Below are 22,508 nucleotides of genomic sequence, written 5' to 3' on the forward strand. Positions count from 1 at the left end.
CCGCCACCACATCGGACGAAGGGGTCGCCGTGCCAGTCACCATCCGGGACGTCGCCCGGGCGTCCGGTGTGCACATCTCCACCGTGTCCCGCACCTTCTCCGCTCCGCACCTGGTCAACCCGGAGACCCGGGTCCGGGTGCTGGCCTGCGCGGAGGACCTGGGCTACCGGCCGAACCGGGCCGCGCGGGCACTGATCACCGGGCGTACGCACAACATCGGGCTGATCATCGCGGACATCGCGAACCCGTTCTTCCCGCCGCTGATCAAGGCGGCGGAGAGTCAGGCCCGGCACCGCGACTACCACGTGTTCGTGGCCGACACCAACGAGGACCCGACCGCCGAGGAGGAGCTGGTCCACGCGCTGGCCAAGCAGGTCGACGGGGTGCTGCTGTGCAGTCCACGGATGAGCAACAGCCTGATCGAACAGCTCAGCCGTGAGGTGCCGCTGGTGGTCGTGAACCGCCAGGTGACCGGCCTGCCCTGCGTGCTGATGGACGTCGGCCAGGGTGCCCGGTCGGCGATCGAGCACCTGATCGGCCTGGGACACCGCAGCATCGCGTTGCTCGGCGGCCCGCGCAGCTCGTGGACCAACCGGGAGATGCGCCGGGCCGCCGGCGCGGCCGCCCGGGCGGGCGGCGCCGAACTGACGGTGCTCGGCCCGAACGCGCCCACCGAGACCGGCGGATCCGCCGTCGCCGAGCAGGTGCGGCGCAGCGGCGTGTCGGCCGTGCTCGCCTACAACGACCTGATGGCGATCGGCCTCATCGAAGGGCTGGACGCACTCGGGGTCCGGGTGCCGCAGGAGGTGAGCGTCGTCGGGGTCGACGACATCACCCTGAGCCGGCTCACCCGCCCCAAACTGACGACGGTGGCCACACCCACCGGGGCCGCCGGCCGGACGGCCGTCGACATGCTGCTGCAACAGGACACCGAGTCACCGCGCGGCGCGCGAGGGCTGGGTGCCGGCACGGCGCTCGGCGTCCGTCGTACCACCGCACAGGTAATGCTCCAGACCGACCTGGTCATCCGCGACTCGACCGGCCCGGGCCCGCACGCCCGACCGGCACGTCCCCTGGCCGCGCCGCTGGGCCCGGACCCGCATTGCCCTGCGGGCCCGGGCATCCCGACCGCGGCCACCGGTGACGCCGTCGCCTCCTAATGCCGAGGAGTGAGCGCACATGCACCCCGCAACGCCCCCCACCACTGACGCGCCCGTCGGGCGCGCCCACCGTACCCCGCTGCCTCGGCGGCGCCTGCTGCGTGGCCTGCTGGCCGTGACGGTCGCCGCACCGCTCATGGTCGGAGCCGCCGCCTGCGGCGACGACGAGCCCGCCGCCGATCCGAACGCACCGGTCAAGCTCTCCGTCTTCTGGTGGGGCGGCGACGCCCGGGCCAAGTTGACCGAGGACGCGCTGGCTCTCTACACCGAGAAGCACCCGAACGTGACCTTCGAGAAGACCTGGCAGGCCAACCAGGGCTACTTCGACAAGCTGGCCACGCTCACCGCCGGTGGTAACCCGCCGGACCTGTTCCAGATCGACGACAACTACCTGGCCGAGTACGCGGCCCGCAACACCACGCTGGACCTGACCCCGTACCAGAAGTCCGGCAAGCTGGACACCTCGAAGTTCCCCGAGAGCCTCTGGCAGTACGGCGTGGTGGACGGCAAGTTCGCCGGCCTCGCCGCCGGGGAGAACACCCAGGGTCTGGTCTACAACAAGACGCTGCTGACCAAGCACAGCCTGCCCGAGCCGACCACCGGGATGACCTGGGAGCAGCACATCGCCTGGGCCGAGGAGGTGTCGAAGAAGACCGGCGTGCCCGGCACCCAGGACCCGAGCGCCGACTACAAGGCGCTCTGGGTGTGGCTGCGCCAGCAGGGCAAGGACCTCTACCAGGGCAAGGAGTTGGGCTTCACCGCCGAGGACGTGACCAAGTGGTTCGAGCTGTGGAAGGGCGCCCGGGACCGCAAGGCCACCCCGACCGCCGACGTGATCCACGAGGGCAACTCCAGCGACGTCACCAAGCAGCTCGTGGTCACCGGCAAGTCGGCGACCTCCTGGGTCTGGGCCAACCAGATGCCGGACCTGAAGAAGAACACCAAGGACGAGCTGGGCGTGATCGCCTACCCCGGTGACCCCAGCGCGCAGTGGGCCCGGGCCTCGATGTACTGGTCGGTGTTCAAGGGCAGCAAGCACAAGGACGTCGCCGTCGACGTGATCAACTTCCTGAACAACGACCTGGAGGCCGTCAAGCTGCTCGGCACCGACCGAGGGCTGCCGTCCAACCTGGACCTGCGGCGGGTGGTCAGCGACGACACCACCGACCCGGCCATGAAGCAGTCCATCGCCGTCGAGGCCGAGCTGACCCAGAAGTTCGGCCCGTCGCCGCAGGTGCCGATCAAGGGGCACAGCAAGGTCAAGTCGGAGCTGATCAAGGCCGCCGAGAACGCGCAGTACGGCCGGGCCACCCCCGCCGAGGCCGCCGCCCAGTTCGTCGAGGCGTGCAAGTCCGCCATCGCCTGACCCCAGGGTCCGTGTCGAAGTCCCCGGGCCGGGGACCTCGACACAGACCCACCGCGAGGAGAGGAGCTGTTCGTGGCGTTGACCACGGCGCCCGACCCGACCCGACGCGGCCCCGGAACCGGCCGGGCCCCCACCGACAGGCGTGGGCCCGGCCGTCTCCGGCACAGCGAAGGTCTGGCGGGGTACGTCTTCCTGTCGCCGTGGCTCATCGGGCTGATGGGTGTCACGGCGGTCCCCATGCTGTTGTCGCTCTACCTGAGCTTCACCGACTACGACATCCTCACCCCGTTCTCCGAGGTGCGGTGGGTGGGGCTGGCCAACTACGAGCGGATGTTCACCGCCGACCCGTCGTACTGGCACGCGGTCCGGGTGACAGTGACCTTCGCGTTGATCGCCGTGCCGCTGAAGCTCGCCGCCGCGCTCGGCGTGGCCCTGCTGCTCAACCGCGCCTGGCGCGGCGTCGGGCTGTTCCGGGGGCTGTTCTACCTGCCGTCGCTGCTCGGCGGCAGCGTCGCGCTGGCCATCGTCTGGGTCAACATGTTCAACCGCGACGGTGCGTTCAACTCGCTGTTGAGCCTCTTCGGCATCACCGGCAAACCGTGGGTCAACGACCCGGACTGGGCCCTGGAGACGCTGATGGTGCTGGCCATCTGGCAGTTCGGCGCACCGATGGTGATCTTCCTGGCCGGGCTCAAGCAGGTGCCCACCGAACTCTACGAGGCCGCCTCGGTCGACGGGGCCGGCCGGTTCCGCCAGTTCCGCAACGTCACCCTGCCGATGCTCTCCCCGGTCATCTTCTTCAACCTGGTGCTGGAGACCATCAACGGTTTCCAGGGCTTCACCGCCGCGTTCGTGCTCAGCAACGGCACCGGCGGCCCGGTCGACTCCACCCTGATGTACACGCTGAACCTCTACATCACCGGCTTCACCGACCTCGAGATGGGCTACGCCTCGGCGATGGCCTGGGTGTTCCTGCTCGCCATCGCGGTGATCACCGCGATCTTCTTCAGCACCGGGCGGTTCTGGGTACACTACTCCGACGGGGAGGACCGGTGATGGCGACCCCGACCGCCGTGGCGCCACCGAGCCCACGCCGACGCCCCGGCGGTCGGCCCGTACTGCGGCTGCTGATCCTGCTGGCGATCGTCGCCGTGGTGCTCTACCCGTTGATCTGGATGATCGGCACCTCGGTGAAGTCCCAGGAGGAGATCGTCAACAACGTCGGGCTGCTGCCCGACCGGTTCACCCCCGGCAACTACACCGCCGGCTGGACCAACTTCGACGTCACCTTCGGCCGGTTCTTCCTCAACAGCACGATGGTCAGCCTGCTCACCGTGGTCGGCAACGGGCTCTCCTGCCTGCTCGCCGCGTACGCCTTCGCCCGGTTGCGGTTCCGGCTGCGCGGCATGTGGTTCGCCGTCATGATCGGCACGCTGCTGCTGCCCCAGCACGTCCTGATCGTGCCGCAGTACATCCTCTTCCGGACGCTCGGGCTGGTCGGCGGCGACTGGCCCTACCTACCGCTGCTCATCCCGCAGTTCCTGGCCACCGAGGCGTTCTTCGTCTTCCTGATGGTGCAGTTCATGCGCGGCGTGCCGCATGAGCTGGACGAGGCGGCCCGGATCGACGGCGCGGGCCCGTTCGGCATCTTCCGGCACATCATCCTGCCGCTGAGCCGCCCGGCGCTGGTCACCACGGCGATCTTCTCGTTCATCTGGACCTGGAACGACTTCTTCCGACAACTGGTCTTCCTGTCCCAACTGGAGGACTACACGGTGCCGGTCGCGTTGACCCTCTTCATCGACTCGACCAGCCAGAGCGCGGTCGGGCCGATGTTCGCCATGTCGGTGCTGTCGTTGCTGCCGGTCTTCCTGTTCTTCGTCGCCTTCCAACGGATGCTCGTCGAAGGGATCAACACCAGTGGCATCAAGGGGTGAACCTGTCGACACCGCCGGGCGGCGGGACTGGCGCGACGTCCTGCGCGACGCCGCCGACCTGGCGCTGCTCGGCATCCTGCTGACCCTCGCCGCCCTGCCGCTGCTCACCGCCGCCGCGGCGGTCGGCACGGCCAGTGCGGCGCTGCACGACTGGACGCGTACCGGCGGTTGGCCGTCGGCGGGCACGACAGTGCGCCGGTTCGGCCGCGCGCTGCTGCCCGGGATGCCGGTCAGCCTGCTCGCGCTCGCCGTGGCCGGGCTGCTCACCGCCGACCTGGCCGCGCTGGCCACCGGCCGGGTGCCCGGCGGCCCGGTGGCGCTGCTGGTGACGGCGTTGGTCGCGGCCGGCCTGACCGGGTACGCCGGGCTGGTCGTCGTCGAGGTGGGCGGCAACGGGGGCGGGCGGTGGCGGGCGTGCGCCCGCTCCGCCGCCCGCGCCTGCCTCGACGCACCCACCCGGTGGGCCGCGCTCACCGGAGTCGTCGCGTCGGCCGGGCTGCTCGCCGTCCTGGTCACCCCGGTCGCGGTGCCGATCCTCGCCGGATACACGCTGGCCGCCCTGCACGCCGTCGCCAACCGACGGCCGATCACCGCGGCCCTCACCGGCCGCCCGCCGGCCGCGCACCCGGAGTCGCCGTGAGCGGGGTGGCGGAGCCGGCGCGGCTGCTGGTCGACGGGACCGAGGTGGCCCGGTACGTCATCGACCCGAAGTTGGACGCACGGCACGGCCCTCGGCCGTACCTGCACCCGGTACGCACCCTCGGCGGCACGGTGGTCACCGACGCGCTCCCCGCCGACCACGTCTGGCACCTCGGCGCGTCCCTGGCCGTGCAGGACGTCAACGGCAGCAACCTCTGGGGTGGGCGCACCTATGTGCGCGACGTCGGCTACACCTGGCGCGCCGACCACGGCGTCATGGCGCACACCGGTTGGTCGGAGCGCTCGACCCAGCGACTGGCCCACCGGCTGGAGTGGCGCGACGCGCGCGGCTCGGTGCTGCTCACCGAATGCCGCCGGCTCACCGCCGCCCCGTTGGCCGGTCAGGGGCCGGCCGGGGGGCTGCCGGCCTGGTGGCTGGCGGTGGACTACACGCTGACCGCCCCTGCCGGGCAGGACGTGCGACTCGGTAGCCCGGCCACCAACGGTCGCCCGGGCGGGGCCGGCTACGGTGGGTTCTTCTGGCGAGCCGTCTCGACCGGGCCGGCATCGGTGTTCAGCGCCTCGGCGACGGGGGAGGAGACGGTGAACGGCTCCGCCGAGCCGTGGGTTGCCCTGACCGGCACCGGGCCGGACGGTGGGGCGTACACCCTGGTCTTCGGCGGTCTCGGCGACGGCGACCGATGGTTCACGCGGACCGCGATGTACCCGGGTGTGGGGGTGGCGTTCGCGTTCGAACGGCCGGTCACCATCGCGGCCGGCACCGAACGGCGGGGTCGGCACACGGTGATCGTCGCCGACGGCTCCCTGGACCCCGCCGCCATCGCGGCGATGTCGGCGATTGTTTCGCGCAACCCGCAGGTCGGTTGAGAGACATAGGACTGTACGAATGCTCGTCGGGTCGGGTGTGGCCTTGTGGCCATTGTGACCAGTCGATAGCCTCCTCGTGGACTATCGACGCTACACGGGGGTTCCATCAGTGAGACAGTCAATCCATCCTGCCCGAAAACAGCCGAATCGCAGGCCATCCTTGCGGCGCAGGAGCACCGCGGGAGTCCTGGCTCTCCTCCTCATCGGGTCGGTCCTGGTTCCGGGCGCGCCGGCGTCCGCTGCGGACCAGCTGACGCACCGGGAGCAGGCAGTCGAGGACTTCGTCGAGGGTGGTCCCTCGACGCAACGCGCCGCAGAGGCCGCGCTGTTGGGCACCGAGGCCGACCTCACGACATATATCGAGTCAGGTCGGGACGCGGCCCAGCAGGCCGACGAGAGGGCAGCAGCACAGGTCCTGGCCGGAATGGACGGACCGGGCACCCGGGCCGCGGCGCTGGAGGCCCTCGCGGGATCGCGAGCGGCGGTCCAGAACTTCGTCAACGGCGGATGGGAGGTGCCGTTCACGGCGGACGAGCGACTGCGGGTCTATCGGGTGATCGAAGGGGCCGGTCCGACAACCAGGGCGGCAGCCGAGCGGGCGCTCGCGGGCACCCCACAGGACATCAGCGATTTCCTGTCCAATGGTCGAGACGCGGCCGCGATCGCCGACGATCGGTTGGCCGCGACACGGATGCTCACCGGTGGTGTCAACAACAGCGGTCCCGTTCTGGACTCCGCGGCACAGCAGGCGTTGGCGGGCACTCCGGCGGATCTTCGCGACTTCCTGGTGAGCGGTCAGTTCGTGGCCCGGGCTCGGGACGCCGAACTGGCCTCCATCAAGAGTCTGACCGAGCAGGCCAAGCAGGCCGGTGAGACGACGGCCCGTGAGTCGCTGGCCGCTTCGGAGGCATCGACCCGGGCGGTGAATGCGGCTGCGGAGGCGAAATCCGCGGCCCAGCGAGCAGAGGCGGAGACGCGGGCGGCCGGCGGCTCGGCGGCCAAGGCATCCGCTGCGGCGGGGCGGGCGGCTGACGCTGCCGAGGGCGCCGCCGACGCCGCGCGTGACGCGATCGGTGCATCCAACGCGGCGATGCGAGCTGCGCGGGTTGCGGCGGACGCGGCTCGCCGCGCCACCACTGCCGCCTCACTGACTGCGCAGGCAGCCTCCCGCGCACAGCGCGCCGCCGCTGCCGCTCGCACCGACGCCGGTAAGGCGGCGGCGGCCCGGCAGGCTGCCGAGGCGGCACGAAACGCGGCAGCCAAGGCCCGTGAGCTGGAACAGGTGAAAGCCGAGCGGGATCGCGCGCTCGCCCAGGCCAAGGTCGCGTCCGAGGCGGCGAAGGGTGCGAGCGGCAACGCGGACGCCGCCGCAGCAGCAGCTGATCAGGCCGGCGGCCACGCGGGCGTCTCCGAGGCGCAGGCGGCGCGTTCGCGTAACGCCGCCGCTGAGGCCCGTGCGGCGGCTGCCGCAGCAGATCGGGCAGCCGACCGGGCGTACTCGTTCGCGCAGGCGGCTGCGAAGGCGTCAGACGAGGCCTTCCGGTTCGCCGCGCAGGCCGCTCAGCATGCCGAGCTTGCCGCTGCGGCGGCCGAAGCAGCCGCAGCCGCAGCCGGCCGTGCCGAGGTGGCAGCGGTGGAGTCGGCCAAACACGCCGCTGCCGCTGTGGAGGCGTCGAACCTGGCGGTCACGGCAGCCAACCAGGCGGTGACGCTGGAGCAGATGGCACGCGATGAGGACGCCGCCCGGCTGGTGAACGCCACCGAACAGGGTGTGCAGGCCGCGCGTGATGCGTCGGCCGCGGAGGCGGCGACGAAGGCGCAGGGCGGGTTGCTCGCGCAGTGGAACAGGTCGCTTCAGTGGGACACCGCAGAGGAGGACCGCGTCGATTCGGGCACCCGTGCCCTGCTGGACGAGGCGACAGCCTCCGGTGCGTCCGCTGAGGTGGTCATCGACCGTGGTCGTCGGGCAGCGGTAGCGCTCGTACGGACGGGCGGAGACTGGACGAAGACCGCCGCCGAGGCCGCGCTGAGTGGCGGCGAGACGGAGTTGCGGTCGTGGCTCACCGAGGGGCGGCGCCTCGCGGTCGGGCAGGACGATCGCGCCCGAGTGTGGAACCTGGTCGACACGCTGCCTGACGGGGCGGAGAAAACTGCCGCGCAGGCCGCGTTGACCGGCGACGACACGGCGGTGCAGACCTTCCTGCGGACCCGAAACTACGTGGGCAAGGCTGCCAAGGACCGACAGACGGTCTACCAGATCATGGCGACCGCAGGTCCGAACGTGAAGGCCACGGCCACCGCCGCGCTCAACGGCAGCGCCGCCGACGTGCATCAGTTCCTGCGTTCGGGTCAGCACTCCGCGCGTACCGCGGACGAACGACTGGAGGTGTACCGGATCATCGAGACGGGCGGGCCGGAGGTCAAGGCGGCCGGTCAGGTCGCGCTGGCCGGTCCCCCTTCGTACATCTCCTACTTCCTCACCGCGTCGCGGTATCAGGCGGCGCAGCGGGATGCGGAGCAGAGTGCCCACGTCGCGGCGGTGCGGGCGCTCATCGCCCAAGCTCAGCAGTACGCGGAGACCGCCGTGGCGGACGCGGCGGAGGCCAACCGCGTCGCCGCCGTGGCGCGCGCGGCCGCCGACGAGGCCAACGGTTGGGCCACCAAGGCGGCCGAGGCGGCGAACAGGGCCGCCGGCTACGCAACCTCCGCCGCCCAGTCCGCCGCGGACGCCAAACGGTCCGCTGACCAGGCGGCGCAGTCGGCTACCACCGCGCGGGACGCGGCGAACTCGGCTCAGGCCAGCGCCGGTCAGGCCGCGAGGTCCGCAGCGACTGCTACCGCTGCCTCACGTCGTGCCCGGGACGACGCGAACGGCGCCTACGGCGCGGCCGCGCAGGCTCGCGCCGACGCGCAGGCTGCGGGCGCGGATGCCGCCGCCGCGGAACTGGCGGCGAAGGAGGCCAGCCAGACCTACACGAACCGGTTGCGGCAGGCCGAGGAGGCCCGTCGAAGTGCCGCGGCCGGCACGGGTGCCGACGGAACCGGAACGGCCGCCGGCGACTTCAAGACCTGGAGCTGTCTCGTTCCCGAGGACGCGTTGTCCAAGACGTGTCTGAGCACCTACAAGGACTTCGCCGGTGCGCTCGTCGATCCGGCCAAGTGCAGTGTGCCGGCGAACAACGGCACGGCTGGTTGCGCGATGCTCGCCGACATCAAGGGTTTCGTGGACCAGAACCCGGAACTGCTGCTGGACATGTTGCAGTTCGTTCTCGGCATGTGTGGTCTGATTCCAGGCGTCGGTGAGGCGTGTGACGCCGTCGACTCGGCCATCTCGTTCAAACGCGGCGACTGGGTCGGCGGTGTGCTCTCACTCGGTGCCACGGTACCCGTGGTGGGCTGGCTCGCCAGCGGCGCGAAGGGCGTGAAGAACGCGGACAAGCTGCGCAATATCAAGAACATCATCGGGCAGCTCGCCGAGGCCTGCAAGAAGACCAGCAGCTTCACCGCCGGAACTCGGGTACTTCTCGCCAACGGCACCCGCCGGAGCATCGAGGACGTGGTCGTCGGTGACACCGTCCGGGCAACCGACCCCGCTACAGGTGTGACGGCGAACAAGGTGGTGACCGCCACGATCACCACGGTCGGTGTGAAGGCGCTAGTCGACCTCGTCGTCGACGTGGACGGTGAGGCCGGCTCGGCAACGGCGACGATCACGGCCACCAGCAACCACCCGATCTGGGTGCCGGCGCGCGACGCGTGGGTGGAGGCCGGATCGCTGACGGTCGGCGATGGGCTCATGAGCGACACCGGCTCGGCGGTGCGCGTCGAGCGGAGCACCTCGCGTAGCGAGGTCACCAGGGTCTACAACTTCAGCGTCGCCGACCTCAGCACGTACTACGTCGCGGTGGACCGCACGTCCGTACTGGTCCACAATGCTCCGCCGGAAGCCTGCCGGGTCACCTCCGCCCCGACGTCACCGCAGGCTACGAGCAAGACCGTGTGGATCACCAACGACGAGTCGATCCGGGTGGACGTGGAGAACCCCCGTCCGGGTGTCGACGGTACGGCAGCCTTCCACGTTCAATTCAAGGGACGCGGCGCCGACACCACCAAGTACTACTACAATCCGAGCAACGGCAAATGGGTGTCCGAGGCGGGCGTCGAGCTCTCCAAGAAGGCAGCCAAGCAGATTCCACAGGAAGCCATCAACAAGGCATTCAGGTTCATGGGGATTCCACGTCCGTGATGAGGACCAACGCCGCCATGCGGAGCCTGCTCCGCATGGCGGCGTTCTCCGCAGACCAGCCGACTGTTCCAGAGATGGAGCAGGACACGCTGGATGCCGGCTGGGTGGTGGAGCCCGGTGGTGCGCTCCTCGTGGCCGCGCATCGGCCGAAGAGCCTGCGCGACATCCCGGCGGACGCCCTGGGCGACGGCGAGTACGAGATCAACGACGTCCATGTGTCACTCGCCGACCTGGGTGGCGAGACGGACGACTTCCTGCCCAGGGCGGCATCCCGCGGCCTGCACTTCGCACGACGGATGCTGGCGGAGGCGCGTGGCCTGCCGGGCTCGGAAACGCTCCTGGCCACCGTCGCGATAAATGTCGACGTGGATGACGAGGACTTCTCGCTCCAGGGCGCCACGATTCGTTTCTTCAGCCGGCGGGGGTCTCATCCCCCCTGGTTCGACGAGTTGGAGACGTACACCCTGGAGGCCATCGCGGTGCTCGACATGTCCGACGTGTAGCGCCATCCCCGCTGATCGTCGCTGCGGTCGAGGGCAACGAGACGCGGTCAGCGGGAGCGGTCGATCAACTCGTGCACGGCGTAGGTGCGCGACGATCCACGTGGGCGCTGCCGATACCGCGAACGTCAACGACCGGGCAGCGCCGCGGTGACCCGGACGGCCTTGACGATCGCCGGGATCGAGCCGATCAGCAGCACCAGCCCCCAGATGATCGCGATGATCGCGAAGACCAGCGCCGCCACGTCGTCGACGATGCTGACCAGGATCACCGGCACCAGGTTGTGCAGGAACTCCAGCACGACGGTGCACAGCAGGGTGGTCAGGATCAGCAGAACGAGGCCCTTGTTCTGCAGGAACCGGGGCTGGGCCAGCACCAGCAGCCCGGCCCACACCAGCTTGAGCAGCAGCACCAGCCCGAGCAGCACCGCCGCGTCGCCGACCGGGAAGAACCCCCACAGGGCCAGGTACGCGAGCGTCCCGAACGGGACGGCCAGGAACAGCGACACCATGATCATTAGTTCCACGAACGCGATGAGCAGCGCGATCAGCCCCACGATGATCAGGATGATCGAGAAGATCAGGCCGGCGACGCCCTGCACCCGGCCCTGGACCCGCTCGGGTAGGAGCAGACCCAGACAGAACAGCCCGGTGCTCCACACCGCCACCGCGTCGATCAACGCCAGGTAGCCGGTGCCCCGGCCGGACGGCTCGCTGACCCCGGACACGTCGTCGATCTGGACGTCCAACGAACCGGCGCTGTCCGCGAGCGCCGCACCGGCGTCACCGCCGCCGATCAGCAGCCCGGCGCCCAGCTCCACCCCGATCGCCAGCACGATGGCGAGCATGGCCAGCAGCAGGAACGGTTTACGCAGGTCACCCACGGCGGAACCCTCCACTCAGCTCAGGACGTCGCCACGACGACAGTGCAGGAACCGAGGCCGGGACAGCGCACACCGACCACCGTGGCCTTGTCGACGGCCACCTTCGCCACCGCTCCGGTGCCGTCCGCGGCCGGTTCGACCTCGTCGCGGATGGTCAGGTCGGCGTCGCCCGGGGCCGGCGCGGTGACGGTGAACCGCGCCCCGCTGCGCAGCACCAGGGTGCGTAACCCGCCGGGGTCGGCGATCCGCAGCTCGCAACCGCCCGAGAAGACCAGCCGTCCGGGCTCCTCGACGCAGTCGGCGCTGACCGTGGCCGGGTCCACCGTGGCGTGCTCGCCGCCGAGCGCCCCCAACCGGTCGACCAGCCCGTGTCGGGCGCCCGGATCACCCCGGTCGTCGCGGCCCGCCCCGACCGCGACCACGAACAGCGCCACCAGCAGGACGGCGAGCACGCCCAGCAGCGCCTTCTGCCGGCCGCTCATCGCGCGGCGGCCGGTGACACGACCTCGCTGAACCGGAGCACGTCGACGCCGGCGAAGTAGCGGTTGGTCCCCTGCGTCTTGCCGACCACCAGCAGGGTGACCTGGTGCGCGCCCCTGGAAAGCTGGACCGTGCCGACGTCCAGGAACTCCGTCTTGCGCACCGTCGGCGTGAAGCCGAGGAACGTGCCGCCGACCTGGTTGCCGTCGATGACGAAGACGGTGTTGGCGTAGTCGACGGCGGTGGTGCGCACCGCTGCGAACCGCCAGGTGCCGTCGGCCGGGATCTGCACCGTCACCGTCACCTTGTCGCCGATCGCCAGGCCCTGGAAGAACAGTTGCTCGCCGCCGGACCAGGTGACCTCACAGCAGTCCGGCTGCGCCACCACCGCCGCCTTGCTCTTGCTCGGCGACTCCACGGTGGCGCCGTCGACCAGGCTCTCCGCCTCGACGGTGACCACCCGCGGCTCACCCGGGCCCGAGTCGCGGGTCAGCAGGACGACTCCCACGGTCACCACCACCAACACCAACGCCGCCGCGGCGGCGATCCACAACCAGGGGGTACGCCGAGGCGGCGCGACCGCCCGCACCTCGTAGGTGACCCGGCCGCTGGAACGGGAACTCTCCTCCGGCGCGGTGTTCGCCGAGTACGCGAACCCGGTCATGTCGTAGCGCCGGGGGGCGGTGCCGGCCGGCACGGCGAGTTTGACCAGGAACGACACCGAGCCCTGCCCGGGTACCACCCGCTGCGGCTCGGCCACGGTGAACCACGCCCGCTGGGACCCGTCACCGGGGGCCACGTCGAACACCACGGTGTCCGGCGCGTTGCCCGGGTTGGAGACGGTGAACGTCAGTTCGCCGCCGTTGCGCGGGTCGAGCGTGAACTGTTCGGCGGCGGCGACGACCGCCCACTCGGTGGTCATGACGACTCCTCTTCCAGGACGATCTCGACGGTCGTCGAGGCGGGCTTCTCCGCCTCGACGATGCGGGTGATCACGGCGAGTTGACCGGCGGCGGCCGCCGGCACCCGTACCACCACGTGGAAGGGCTGCTCGGCGGGCTCGTCGATCGTGAAACCCACCATTCCGGTGGCCAGTTCGAGGGCCCGGCGGATCCCGTACGGGGTGCCGCGCCACCGGGCCAGCAGCGCGGCGTCGGCCACCAGGTCCCGCAGCCGGCCCACCGGCAGCGGCAGCGGGGTGTCCGGCCGGGGAGACGCCACCACGTGGTCCATCGCCACCCAGCCGGTCAACCGCACGACCAACCCGTCCGGCGCCCGGTACGGGTCGAACAGGGCGTCCACCTCGGCGAGGATCGCCTCGTCCGGGGCGTGCAGTGCCTCCATGACGTCCAGCAGTGTCCAGAGCACGCTGCCGGGCACGCAGGCGCGCTGGTAGGCGGCGGGCAACAGCCGTTCAATCGCCGAGCGTCGCATCCTGGCGCACCACCTCGATGTCGTGCTCGCCGGAGCAGAGCAGCCAGGTATCCGGAACGGTCACCACGTCGGCGGTGGCCTGGTTGGCGCTGGGCGTCCAGTCGACAGCCGTGGCGCTGCGGTACACACCACGCTCACCACCGGCGAGGATCAACCGTTCCGCCGCGCCGGAACCGCCGCCCCCGCCGGTCGCCGGACCGTTCACCGCGATGGCGTCGACCGGCACGAACCGGGTCCGATCCCGCAGCGGCAGCCCGCAGTTGACCGACACCGGCTGCCACTGCGGCTGGGTGGCCAGGGTGTCCAGCCGCAGCACCCCGCCGCTCTGCGTGGCCGCCACCGCCAACGACCCGGCGAACGCCAGGTCCCGGCAGGTGCCGCCGATCCAGCCGGACTGCGTCGACTGCCACTTCACGTCGGACTCGAACAGCCGGGTCCGATGGCAGCCCTGGCCCGGCTTCTTCGGGTCCGGCTCACCGGCACCGCTCCACAGCAGCGTGGCCGGGCCGTCGTACTGCACGGCGAGGACCCGGTTGTCCACGTTCGACAATCCGACGTGGGTGAAGCTGCCGGGTCGGCCACCGGCCGTCGACAGGTACACCCCGAAGCTCGCCTGCGCGGCCACCGCGACGCCCGGCGCGCCCCGCTCCGAGACGAACGTGCGCACCGCGTAGAACCCCCGGTCGGCGTCGGACGGGTCGACCAGGATCTGCAACGGCACCGCCCCGGGCAGCAACGACACCTCGTACAGGCCGGTGTCGGTGGCCACCAGCAGCGCGCCCGCGCCGTCGCGGTCCAGCCAGGCCACGTCGGAGATCCGCGAGTCCAGGTCGGTGAGCAGGGACCACGTCTCGCCCAGGTCGGTGCTCAGGTGCACCCGGGAGCCCCCGGAGGCGCGCAGCGTCACCACGGCCACCGAGCCGGGACGTGCCACGATGCCCGGCCGGACCGGCGCGGGAGCGGGCGCCACCCGCAGCACCGTCTCGTCCTCGAAGCGGCCCGCCGGCTCCCACCCCGCGCCGCCGTTGCTGGAGCGGAACACCACCGGGCCACGCCCCGCGTACCAGGTGCGGGGCTGGTACTGGTCCACGGCCAGGGCGCGGACCTCCGCGTCGGGGGCCTCGTCGACAACGAACCGGACCGACTCGACGTAGCGCACACCCGGCTCGGCGTGCTCCAGCAACCGGTACACGTTGGACGCCCGCAGCGGCTCCCCGAAGGGCCAACCGGTCGGGTTGAGCGCGGTCGGCAGCGGACTCAGCGTCTGGTGCAGCCGGTCGTGGATGCGGCTGCGGACGGCGTCCACGTCCTCCTCGCGCCGGACCACCACCCGGGCCCGCACCGACACCGCCTTGAAACGGGCCCAGGTCGCCCGGGACCGGATGCCCACCATCCGGCGTTCCTCCAGGTCCGCCTCGACCCGGTGCCGCGCCTCGGGCACCTCGTGCTCGCGCAGCACCGCCACCGGCAGGCGGCCGTTCGGGCGGGCCGTCGGCGGCACGTACGGCACCAGCACCACCTCGACCTCACCCGGCCGGGCGAAGCTGTACACCGCCGCGCGGGTGAACGCCCGGGCCCGCGCCACCGCGCCGGAGCTGGTGGCGAGCACCTCGAAGTCGCGAGCGGTCACCGCCCGCTGCTGGGCGAAGAACTCGTACGGGCCGCGCAGCAGCACCGACTCCAACGCCTCCATCTCGCGGCCACCGGCAGCCGGAGCAGGGTTGTCCACCTTCACCCCGGGCAGGGGGTCGCGCAGGCTGGTCAGGGTGCCCGCCGCCACGTTGCCGGTGGGCCCGCCGCCGGAGCGGTACCAGAGCCGCACCTGCCGCCCGGCCGGCGGCACGGCCGCGACGGTGACCGGCGTCGGGGTCCCCGCCGAGGGCTGCGCGGCCCCCGCGGGAGGTCGCAGGTCCAGGGCCGGGGCGAAGGTGACGGTGCCCGAGCAGCGGTCGACCAGGTACGCCTTCGACTGGGGGCCGAGCCCGGCGAAGCTGTCCACCGGCTGCCAGATCTCGAAGGTGCGACCGTCGTGCTCGCGGGCCGCCGCGCCCAACTCGACGGTGCCGGTCGGCACCTCCACGCCGAGCAGCAGGTCCAGCGGTTCGGCGGTGTGCGCCAACGGCGCGTGGGCGGCCCGCAGCACCTGACCCGGCTGGCCGGTGCCGACACCGAGCAGCTCCGCCTCGACCGTCTCGCAGTGGTGCATCCGTACCGTCACCGACGTCTCGTCGGCGGGCAGCAGCGCCGGTTCGGTGGTGACGAAGACGACCGGCCGGGGGTCCGCCCCGCGTGCCGCCGCGACCCGCAGGCCGGCCGGGATCCGGACCGCCGCGCGGTCGGTGCCGGTACGGGTGAACCGGACGTCCGCCCAGGCGGCGGTGGGTGCGTGCCGGGCGACCCCGAGCAGGTTCAGGAACGAGACGTACGCCTTCTCCGGCAACTGGTTCAGCCGGTAGATCATGACCTCGGTCAGGTGCGCGAACGCCTCCACCAGCGCCATGCCGGGGTCGTGCGCCGACAGGTCGGTCCACGCCGGGCAGGACTGCCGGATCCGTTCCCGGGCCTCGGTGACCAGGTCGAGGAAGCCGCGATCGTCCAGGTGCGGCACGGGCAGTGTCATGAGGGGCCTCCCTGGGCGGGATCGTCGGCCGGGAGCAGGTCCACGGAGAAGACCAGCTGCCCGGGGGTGAGGCTGGTCCGCACCCGGTAGTCCAACCTGATCACCAGCCGCCACGCGTCGTCCGGGTCCGGCCCGGCGTCCACGTCGATCACCTCGACCCGGGGCTCCCAACGGGCGATCGCCTGCCGGACGTAGTGGATGGCCAGGCCGGCCGTGGTGTCGTCGTTGGGCGCGAAGACCAGGCGGTGCAGCCGGGACCCGTACCCGGGTCGCATCAGCCGTTCGCCCGGCGTGGTCGACAGGAGCAGGAACAGCGCCTGGCGTACGCTCTCGTCGCCCTCGGTCATCGCCAGGCCACCGGCCGCGGTGAGCGCCAACCCGCCGGTCCGGCCGGCGTCGAAGCCGGCGCCGACGAAGCGGAAGGCCCTCACCGGTCCGCTCCCAGGAACTGTTGGCGCGGGTCCCGCACGGTGTGCTTGACCAGACCCGGTGGCGTGCCGTTGGTGAACCCCGACAGGTGGGAGAGCACCACCCGGTGCCCGTCGACGCGGACCCAGTCGCTGTAGCCGACCCGGACGGTCAGCGTCGTCGTGCACGGCTTGATGGTCGGGCCGTAGTTCGGGCAGGCGACGATGTCGCGTCCCTCCGGGTCGTCGTCCACCAGCACCGGCACGCCGGTGACCGTCACCCACTCCCGCGACGGTCGGTTCTCGACCCGGCCGTCGTGGTCGCAGGTGATCACGGAGTCACGGTGGATCCAGCGCATCAGCCGCCTCCTTCGTGGTGGGCGCGGGCGAGGGAACGGGCCTGCTCCGCCGCCGTCGCCGGGGCCTCGGTCGACTCGGCGTGCAGGAAGTCCACGCTGCGCGCGCGCACCACCATCGCCCGGCCCGGTGCGGAGATCACCAGATCGGACGCCGCGTGCAACGTGGCCAGATCCGGGGTCAGTTCCAGGAAGCTGCCGCCCTCGGTGGCGAGCCGCAGACTGCGGTTCACGTCGTCGACGACGATCGACTGCCCCCCGGCGGTCCGCATCGTCCAGCGGCGGGCCCGCCCGTCGTCGATGCCCGCGTCGTACGGCTCGACGGCGCCGAACAACGAACCGAGCACGATGCCCGAGGCCGGCTCGCCACCGGGCAGCACCACCAGCACGGTGTCGTCCGGGTCGGGGAGCGCCACCAGGCCCTTGCCCCGCCCCGCGCCGGGGCAGAGCACGGCGAGCCAGCCGGCGTCCAGGTCCCCGTACGCGGGCAGGGTCAACCGGACCCGCCCCAACCCGTCCGGGTCGGCGACGTCGGTGACCGAGCCCAGGGTGACCACCGCGCCGCCGGTCGGAGCCGGTGGCGGCACCGGTGGCACCGTGGAGAACCGAGTCAGGTGCCCGTCGCCGTCCACCGTGTGGATCACCTCGGTCAGCACGTACGCCCCGGCGACCGGGTCCGGCACACCACTCAGGTCGATCCGCCGGCCCGGCCGTAGCGCCGGATCGCCCTCGGCCACCCCCTCGGCGGTGACCAGTGCCGCCGCCCGGGTGTCCAGGCGGGCCTGGGCCAACGCCGCCAACTCGTCGTCGCTGCGGCCGGGCTGGTCCACGGCGGTACGCACCCCACCGGCGCCCACGTCGGCCGGGTCCGGGCGGTCGTCGGCGGACCGGCCGCAGCGCGCCTCGTCGGCCTGCTGGCTGATCACCTCGGCCCGCTGCGGGTGCCAGCCCAGCGCCACGCTCGCACCACCGGCCTGGTCGGCGTTCGTGGACAGCCGCAGGGTGTGCACGCCCGCGCCGAGGGTCAACGCGACCGGCTCCCCGTGACCGGCGAGCGTGACCAACCGGACCCCGTCACCGTCGGTGGCCAGGTGCAGCCCGGCCCGCCCGGCCACCTCCCGCAGCAGCTCCAGATCGCTGTGCCGGTGCTGCGCCAGCCGTTCCAGCCGTGGCCCGTCGACGTCGGCGGTCACCGTCAACCCCACCTCGTCGCACAACTCCCGGGCCAGCTCCACCGCGGTGACCGCGGTGAACACCCGCAACCCCTGGCGCTTGCGCAGCCGGTGCAACCGGTCGTACGCGCGCAGCCGCAGCAGCGCGGCACCGTCCGCCGCGTAGTCGACCTCCACCGCGGTCACCTCCCCGCCGAACAGGGCATCGGCGTGATCGGCCAGCCGTACGTCGAGCGTCGTGCCGGGGCGGACCGCCGGGTCGAACGCACCGGCCCCGGGGGTCGTGGCGAGCACCAGCTCGGCCTGGGTGGGCTGGTCGAGGCGTGCCGCCACACGCAGCGAGCGGATCCGCTGACGGGCCGCGTCGGCCAGCTCGACGCCGTCGAGCCTGACCGTCAACGCCCGGGGCGCGACGCTCGTCACGGCGTACCCCCGGTCGGCATGGGGCCGGTCGCCGCACCCCAGGCGGCAGGCGCGGTGGCGATCGACGCTCCGACGAACGCCGCGCCGGCACCCACCGCCCCGGCCAGCGCCCGCGCGGCCCCGGTCACCGCCGTCGCCGTCGCGGCGGTCGGTGCCGGTGGTGGGACCGCCAGGGTCGTACCGGCCGGAACGGCGAGGGGGTCGGTGATCCGGTTGTGTTCGGCGAGCAGACGCCAGCGCAGCGGCGAGCCGAGCGCGTCGTTGGCCAGCAGGTCGAAGCGCACCCCGGAACGGCCCGGCTCGGCCGCGCCGTCGCCGGCGGCGATCACCGCGCTGCCCGGCGCGGCGGTCGGGGTGCTCGCCGCCGCCAACTCCTCCTCGAAGCCGGCCTGCGCCTCTTCGGCCGACTCGGCGGCGCGGACCAGCTTCAGCCGCAGCCAGGACCGCCGGGGCGACCCGGTACCGGTGAACGCGTCGAACCGTTCCGCGACCGCGACGATCACGCCGGGCACGTTCCAGGTCTTGCCCCAGACCAACCGCACCAGCGGAGGTCGCAGCCAGCCATGCTCGACGGCGGAGTTCTCCGCCAGCATCCACAGCGGGCGGGTCAGCACCCGCACGTCGGCCGGACGGACCTGCGCCTCCACGAAGTCGACGTCGAAGAGCAGGTCGAGCACCAGCTCGGTCCGGCCGCCGCCGGTGAAGACCAGCGGGTCGTCGGCCAGCCCGGACCCGGTGAGCTGCCCGCCGGCGGCACCCCGACGGCGTACGCCGGCGAGTCGGGTCACCTGCACGGTCTCCGGGTTGAGCAGGCAGTCCACCCGCTCCCCGGAGGAGTCGATGAGGAAGGCCACCCGCTCCATCAGTCGCCCGCCTGTTCCCGGTCCAGCCGACCCAGGTGGGCGGCGTCCAGCACGTCGCCCGGCACCTCCCACACCGCCCCGTCGTCAGGTAGCGCCGGCCACGGGTCGGCGGCCGTCACCTGCGGCGGCATCGCCGGGAGGGCCGTGCTCGCCGGCCAGTGTCCACCCGGTCCGCGATCCGGACGGCCGACCCGATCCGCCGCATCAACCTCGATGCGTTGAACGGGCCGCTGCCCGCCCTGCGGTAGCGCCGCCTGGTCGAGCTGCCCAGGCGACACCCGCTCGCCCGGCAGGGCGGGCCACGGCCCACCGCGCACAGCCCCACCCCCACCCCCACCCCAGCCCCCACCGTCCCCACCCCACCCCTCGTCAGCGGCTGGACGTGTAGATCTTGGAAGGAACGTGCCACTGGAGGGGCCGAAATCCTCCAAGATCTCGCCGACGGCGAGGGCTGGGGTGGGGGGTGGGGTGGGGGTAAGGGTGGGGGTGGGGGTGGCGGGTGGTTGGCGGGGGGACGCCGGCTCTGGGCCGTGCTGATCGGCGGGCTTCAGGGCGGGGAGGTCGGCGGACTTCAGAGTGGGAGATGAGACGCTGCCGGACCGCGAGATGTGGCCGGGCCCCGAGTTGCCGTCTCGGGTAGCCACTCTGGGCGTGTCGCTCCACCCCGCCGTCGGACGCGCGTCCGGCGTGGTGCCCGGCCGCCCGACGTGGCTCAGCAGGCGCGGTCCGGCGACGTCGTACGCCGCGCCGGTCGTACCGAACCCACCCGCCCGGTCGGGGTCACCATGCGACGGAACGGTCCCCGCCGCGCCGCGCCTTCCGGTGGTGCCGAGGCCTTCGGGCCTGACCGCACCTTCGGGCCTGACCGCATGTCCAGGCCGAGCCGCACCTTCCGGCACGCTGACGGTTTCCGCGCCGACCGCCGCGTCGAGGTCACCCGCCGCAGGGTCGCCGGACGTGCCAGCGTTGCCCGTCGTGCCGGGGGCCGACAGCCGGGTGGCGTCGCGCTCGACACCGGTGCCGGTGGAGAGGCCGAGGTCGGCGGGGTGCCGGGACAGGTCCGCGACCAGGCTGCCGGCCCGGCCCAGGGCGAACCGTCGCTCGGCAGCGGTCGGGGCCGCGGTAGCGTCGCCGGACCCCCCGTGCTGGTCTTCGGGGCCCCGCGTCTGCTCGGTCTGCGGCGGTGCCGGGTCGAGGTCCAGGTCGCGCAGCAGGCCGGGGGCGTGCGTGGCCACCACGTCCAACCAGTGTTGCGGGGGTTCCCCGAAGCGGCGTGGCGGGTCCGGCGGGGGCTCCGGACGGGTTCGCCCGGCGGGCTCGACCCGTCCGGCGAGGCGCTGGACCGCGCCGGCGGCCGAGCGCAGCCGCCCGGCCAGCCAGCTACGCGGGTGCCGGCGCGGCGGCACCGCCGGTCTCCAGCTCCAGGCCCTCGTAGCGCAGGGTCAACGAGGCGATGGCGATCTCGTGGCTGAGGGTGTTGAGGTGCGCGCCACGCCACCGGGTGGGCCAGGCGTCGATCAGGTTCCAGCGCAGCACCTCCGCGGTGCCGACCGAGTCGAGCAGCACCACGGAGACGTTGCGGCGGTTGAGGGTGCCCTGCGCGGTGGCGTTCACCCAGTCCCACAGCTCGCGGGAGGCGGTGAGGCCGAAGTGCAACGTCACCGGCTCGTACTCGGCCTGCCCGGGCACCATCCGCATCCGGCCCAGGCCGTGCTCCCGGTACGGCTGCCCGGGGATGTTCACCTCCAGGCCGGTCATCTCGGTGAAGTGGCCGTTCGTGACTCCGTTGATGAGCAGCCGGAAGTTGTACGCCCGGTAGGGGTCGACCGGCGCGCCGGGCTGCTGCGGGGTGGCTGGGGTGGGCATGTCAGCCTCCGATCGTCTCGGTCTCGGTGCCGCCGGCCCACTGGCTCAGCTTGAACACCACGAACTCGGCGGGCTTGACGACGGCGATGCCGATGTGGGCGATGACCATGCCGGCGTCGCGTACGTCGGGCGGGTTGGTCTCCTCGTCGCACTTGACGAAGAACGCCTCCTCGGGGCTGCGCCCCAGCAGCGCGCCGTCGCGCCAGACCCGGGTGAGGAACGCCCCGATGTCACGCCGGATCGAGCGCCAGAGGGTGAAGTCGTTGGGCTCGAACACCATCCACCGGGTGCCGTTGGCGATGGCCTGTTCGATGGCGATGCTCAGCCGCCGTACGTTGAGGTAGCGCCACTCGCTGGCCTCGGCGGCGAGCGTACGGGCGCCCCAGACGCGGATGCCCTCGCCGGCGAAGTACCGGATCACGTTGACGCCCTTGGGGTTGAGCACGTCGTGTTCCGGTCGGGTGACCAGGTAGCCCAGGTCGACGGCGCCGCGTACGGGTTCGTTGGCCGGTGCCTTGTGCACGCCGCGCAGGGCGTCGGTGCGGGCCCAGATGCCCGCCAGGTGCCCGCTCGGCGGCGTCAGCTCCAACTCGCCGCTGATCGGGTCGCGTACCCGCAGCCACGGGTAGTAGAAGGCACCGAACTCCGACTGCCGTGGCCGGTACGCCGCCCCCTCGTGCCCGCCGGAGCCGCCCGGCTGGGCCGAGCCGCCGCCGGAGCCGCCCGCGCCGCCGCCCGTACCCCCGTCGGGCTTGGGGGGTTTGCCGGAGGACGGTGTGGCGACCCGGGTCAACGCGGAGATGTCGTCGATGTCCGGTGCCGGATCGCAGATCGCCACCATGGTGCGGGTGCGTTCGGCCATGCTCAGCAGCGCCTCGTGCGACACCGGGTCGTGGAAGCCGGGGGCGGCGATGATGGAGATCTCGTCGACGGCTTCCAGCAGTTGCAGGCCACCGCGTTTCTGCCCGGTGCCGGTGATCGCGCCGCCCTCGCCGACGTTGACCACCCAGCAGCGGGCGCCCCCGTTGTCCAGGAAGCCGAACACCGCCCGGGCCAGCGGAGTGCTCTCCACCCGCTCACCACCGGCGAAGAGCCGCAGGAACTCCGTCCAGTTGTTGACCGGCACCGCCTTGCCCAGGTGGGCGGAGCGGTCCGGGGCGACGCCGACGAACGCGGCGATGCTGGTGCTCGCCGGGCCGATCGGTCGGGCGCCGCTGGGGACCTCCTCGACATAGATGCCGGGGGAGAAGTAGCTGGGCATCGGTCC

Annotated in this window: 20 protein-coding genes; 8 read left to right on the forward strand and 12 right to left on the reverse strand. The window is 72.2% G+C overall.

Annotated elements, in window-relative coordinates:
- Positions 1-29 precede the first annotated feature (29 nt).
- From O7617_RS27855 to O7617_RS27890, 8 genes are all read left to right on the forward strand, one after another.
- Entirely contained in the window at positions 30-1,160 is a 1,131-nt protein-coding gene (locus O7617_RS27855; RefSeq protein WP_282259186.1) for a LacI family DNA-binding transcriptional regulator, read from the forward strand.
- A 19-nt stretch (positions 1,161-1,179) separates the two neighbouring features.
- A complete protein-coding gene (locus O7617_RS27860) occupies positions 1,180-2,526 on the forward strand; it encodes an extracellular solute-binding protein (RefSeq protein ID WP_282259187.1) in 1,347 nt (448 codons plus the stop codon).
- A gap of 72 nt (positions 2,527-2,598) precedes the next feature.
- A complete protein-coding gene (locus O7617_RS27865) occupies positions 2,599-3,582 on the forward strand; it encodes a sugar ABC transporter permease (protein WP_282259188.1) in 984 nt (327 codons plus the stop codon).
- Positions 3,582-4,463, forward strand: coding sequence for a carbohydrate ABC transporter permease (locus O7617_RS27870; RefSeq protein WP_282259189.1), 882 nt, complete (start codon positions 3,582-3,584; stop codon positions 4,461-4,463). Before O7617_RS27865 ends, O7617_RS27870 begins: the two co-directional genes overlap by 1 nt.
- Complete coding sequence (locus O7617_RS27875; RefSeq protein WP_282259191.1) at positions 4,447-5,103, forward strand: hypothetical protein; 657 nt, start codon at positions 4,447-4,449, stop codon at positions 5,101-5,103. The genes O7617_RS27870 and O7617_RS27875 overlap by 17 nt, the downstream gene beginning before the upstream one ends.
- Positions 5,100-5,990, forward strand: coding sequence for a PmoA family protein (locus tag O7617_RS27880; RefSeq protein WP_282259192.1), 891 nt, complete (start codon positions 5,100-5,102; stop codon positions 5,988-5,990). Before O7617_RS27875 ends, O7617_RS27880 begins: the two co-directional genes overlap by 4 nt.
- 160 nt (positions 5,991-6,150) lie before the next feature.
- Positions 6,151-10,236 (forward strand): polymorphic toxin-type HINT domain-containing protein, encoded by a 4,086-nt coding sequence (locus tag O7617_RS27885; RefSeq protein ID WP_282259194.1) that lies wholly within the window; start codon positions 6,151-6,153, stop codon positions 10,234-10,236.
- Between the two features lie 17 nt (positions 10,237-10,253).
- Positions 10,254-10,739 carry a hypothetical protein gene (locus tag O7617_RS27890; protein WP_282259195.1) on the forward strand — a complete coding sequence of 162 codons (486 nt, stop codon included), beginning with the start codon at positions 10,254-10,256 and terminating at the stop codon, positions 10,737-10,739.
- Positions 10,740-10,864: 125 nt separating this feature from the next.
- Here the strand turns inward: O7617_RS27890 and O7617_RS27895 are convergent, their stop codons facing one another.
- From O7617_RS27895 to O7617_RS27950, 12 genes are read right to left on the reverse strand one after another with little or no spacing between them, the layout of a single operon-like run.
- Positions 10,865-11,620 carry a hypothetical protein gene (locus O7617_RS27895; protein WP_282259196.1) on the reverse strand — a complete coding sequence of 252 codons (756 nt, stop codon included), beginning with the start codon at positions 11,618-11,620 and terminating at the stop codon, positions 10,865-10,867.
- A 20-nt stretch (positions 11,621-11,640) separates the two neighbouring features.
- Positions 11,641-12,102: a hypothetical protein gene (locus O7617_RS27900; protein WP_282259197.1), complete on the reverse strand. Its 462-nt coding sequence runs from the start codon at positions 12,100-12,102 to the stop codon at positions 11,641-11,643.
- On the reverse strand, positions 12,099-13,022 hold the full coding sequence (locus O7617_RS27905; RefSeq protein ID WP_282259198.1) for a hypothetical protein: 924 nt from the start codon (positions 13,020-13,022) through the stop codon (positions 12,099-12,101). The genes O7617_RS27900 and O7617_RS27905 overlap by 4 nt, the downstream gene beginning before the upstream one ends.
- A complete protein-coding gene (locus tag O7617_RS27910) occupies positions 13,019-13,534 on the reverse strand; it encodes a phage tail protein (RefSeq protein ID WP_282259199.1) in 516 nt (171 codons plus the stop codon). Before O7617_RS27910 ends, O7617_RS27905 begins: the two co-directional genes overlap by 4 nt.
- On the reverse strand, positions 13,515-16,154 hold the full coding sequence (locus O7617_RS27915; protein WP_282259200.1) for a putative baseplate assembly protein: 2,640 nt from the start codon (positions 16,152-16,154) through the stop codon (positions 13,515-13,517). The genes O7617_RS27910 and O7617_RS27915 overlap by 20 nt, the downstream gene beginning before the upstream one ends.
- Positions 16,151-16,585, reverse strand: coding sequence for a GPW/gp25 family protein (locus O7617_RS27920; RefSeq protein WP_282259201.1), 435 nt, complete (start codon positions 16,583-16,585; stop codon positions 16,151-16,153). The genes O7617_RS27915 and O7617_RS27920 overlap by 4 nt, the downstream gene beginning before the upstream one ends.
- A complete protein-coding gene (locus tag O7617_RS27925) occupies positions 16,582-16,920 on the reverse strand; it encodes a hypothetical protein (RefSeq protein WP_282259202.1) in 339 nt (112 codons plus the stop codon). The genes O7617_RS27920 and O7617_RS27925 overlap by 4 nt, the downstream gene beginning before the upstream one ends.
- Positions 16,920-18,512 (reverse strand): contractile injection system protein, VgrG/Pvc8 family, encoded by a 1,593-nt coding sequence (locus tag O7617_RS27930; protein ID WP_282259204.1) that lies wholly within the window; start codon positions 18,510-18,512, stop codon positions 16,920-16,922. The genes O7617_RS27925 and O7617_RS27930 overlap by 1 nt, the downstream gene beginning before the upstream one ends.
- Complete coding sequence (locus O7617_RS27935; RefSeq protein WP_282259206.1) at positions 18,509-19,375, reverse strand: hypothetical protein; 867 nt, start codon at positions 19,373-19,375, stop codon at positions 18,509-18,511. The genes O7617_RS27930 and O7617_RS27935 overlap by 4 nt, the downstream gene beginning before the upstream one ends.
- Entirely contained in the window at positions 19,375-20,781 is a 1,407-nt protein-coding gene (locus tag O7617_RS27940; protein WP_282259208.1) for a hypothetical protein, read from the reverse strand. Before O7617_RS27940 ends, O7617_RS27935 begins: the two co-directional genes overlap by 1 nt.
- A complete protein-coding gene (locus O7617_RS27945) occupies positions 20,756-21,241 on the reverse strand; it encodes a phage tail protein (RefSeq protein ID WP_282259210.1) in 486 nt (161 codons plus the stop codon). The genes O7617_RS27940 and O7617_RS27945 overlap by 26 nt, the downstream gene beginning before the upstream one ends.
- Before the next feature lies 1 nt (position 21,242).
- Positions 21,243-22,502 carry a phage tail sheath subtilisin-like domain-containing protein gene (locus tag O7617_RS27950; protein ID WP_282259211.1) on the reverse strand — a complete coding sequence of 420 codons (1,260 nt, stop codon included), beginning with the start codon at positions 22,500-22,502 and terminating at the stop codon, positions 21,243-21,245.
- Positions 22,503-22,508 lie beyond the last annotated feature (6 nt).

The organism is Micromonospora sp. WMMD1155, assembly GCF_029581275.1.
Lineage (GTDB): Bacteria > Actinomycetota > Actinomycetes > Mycobacteriales > Micromonosporaceae > Micromonospora.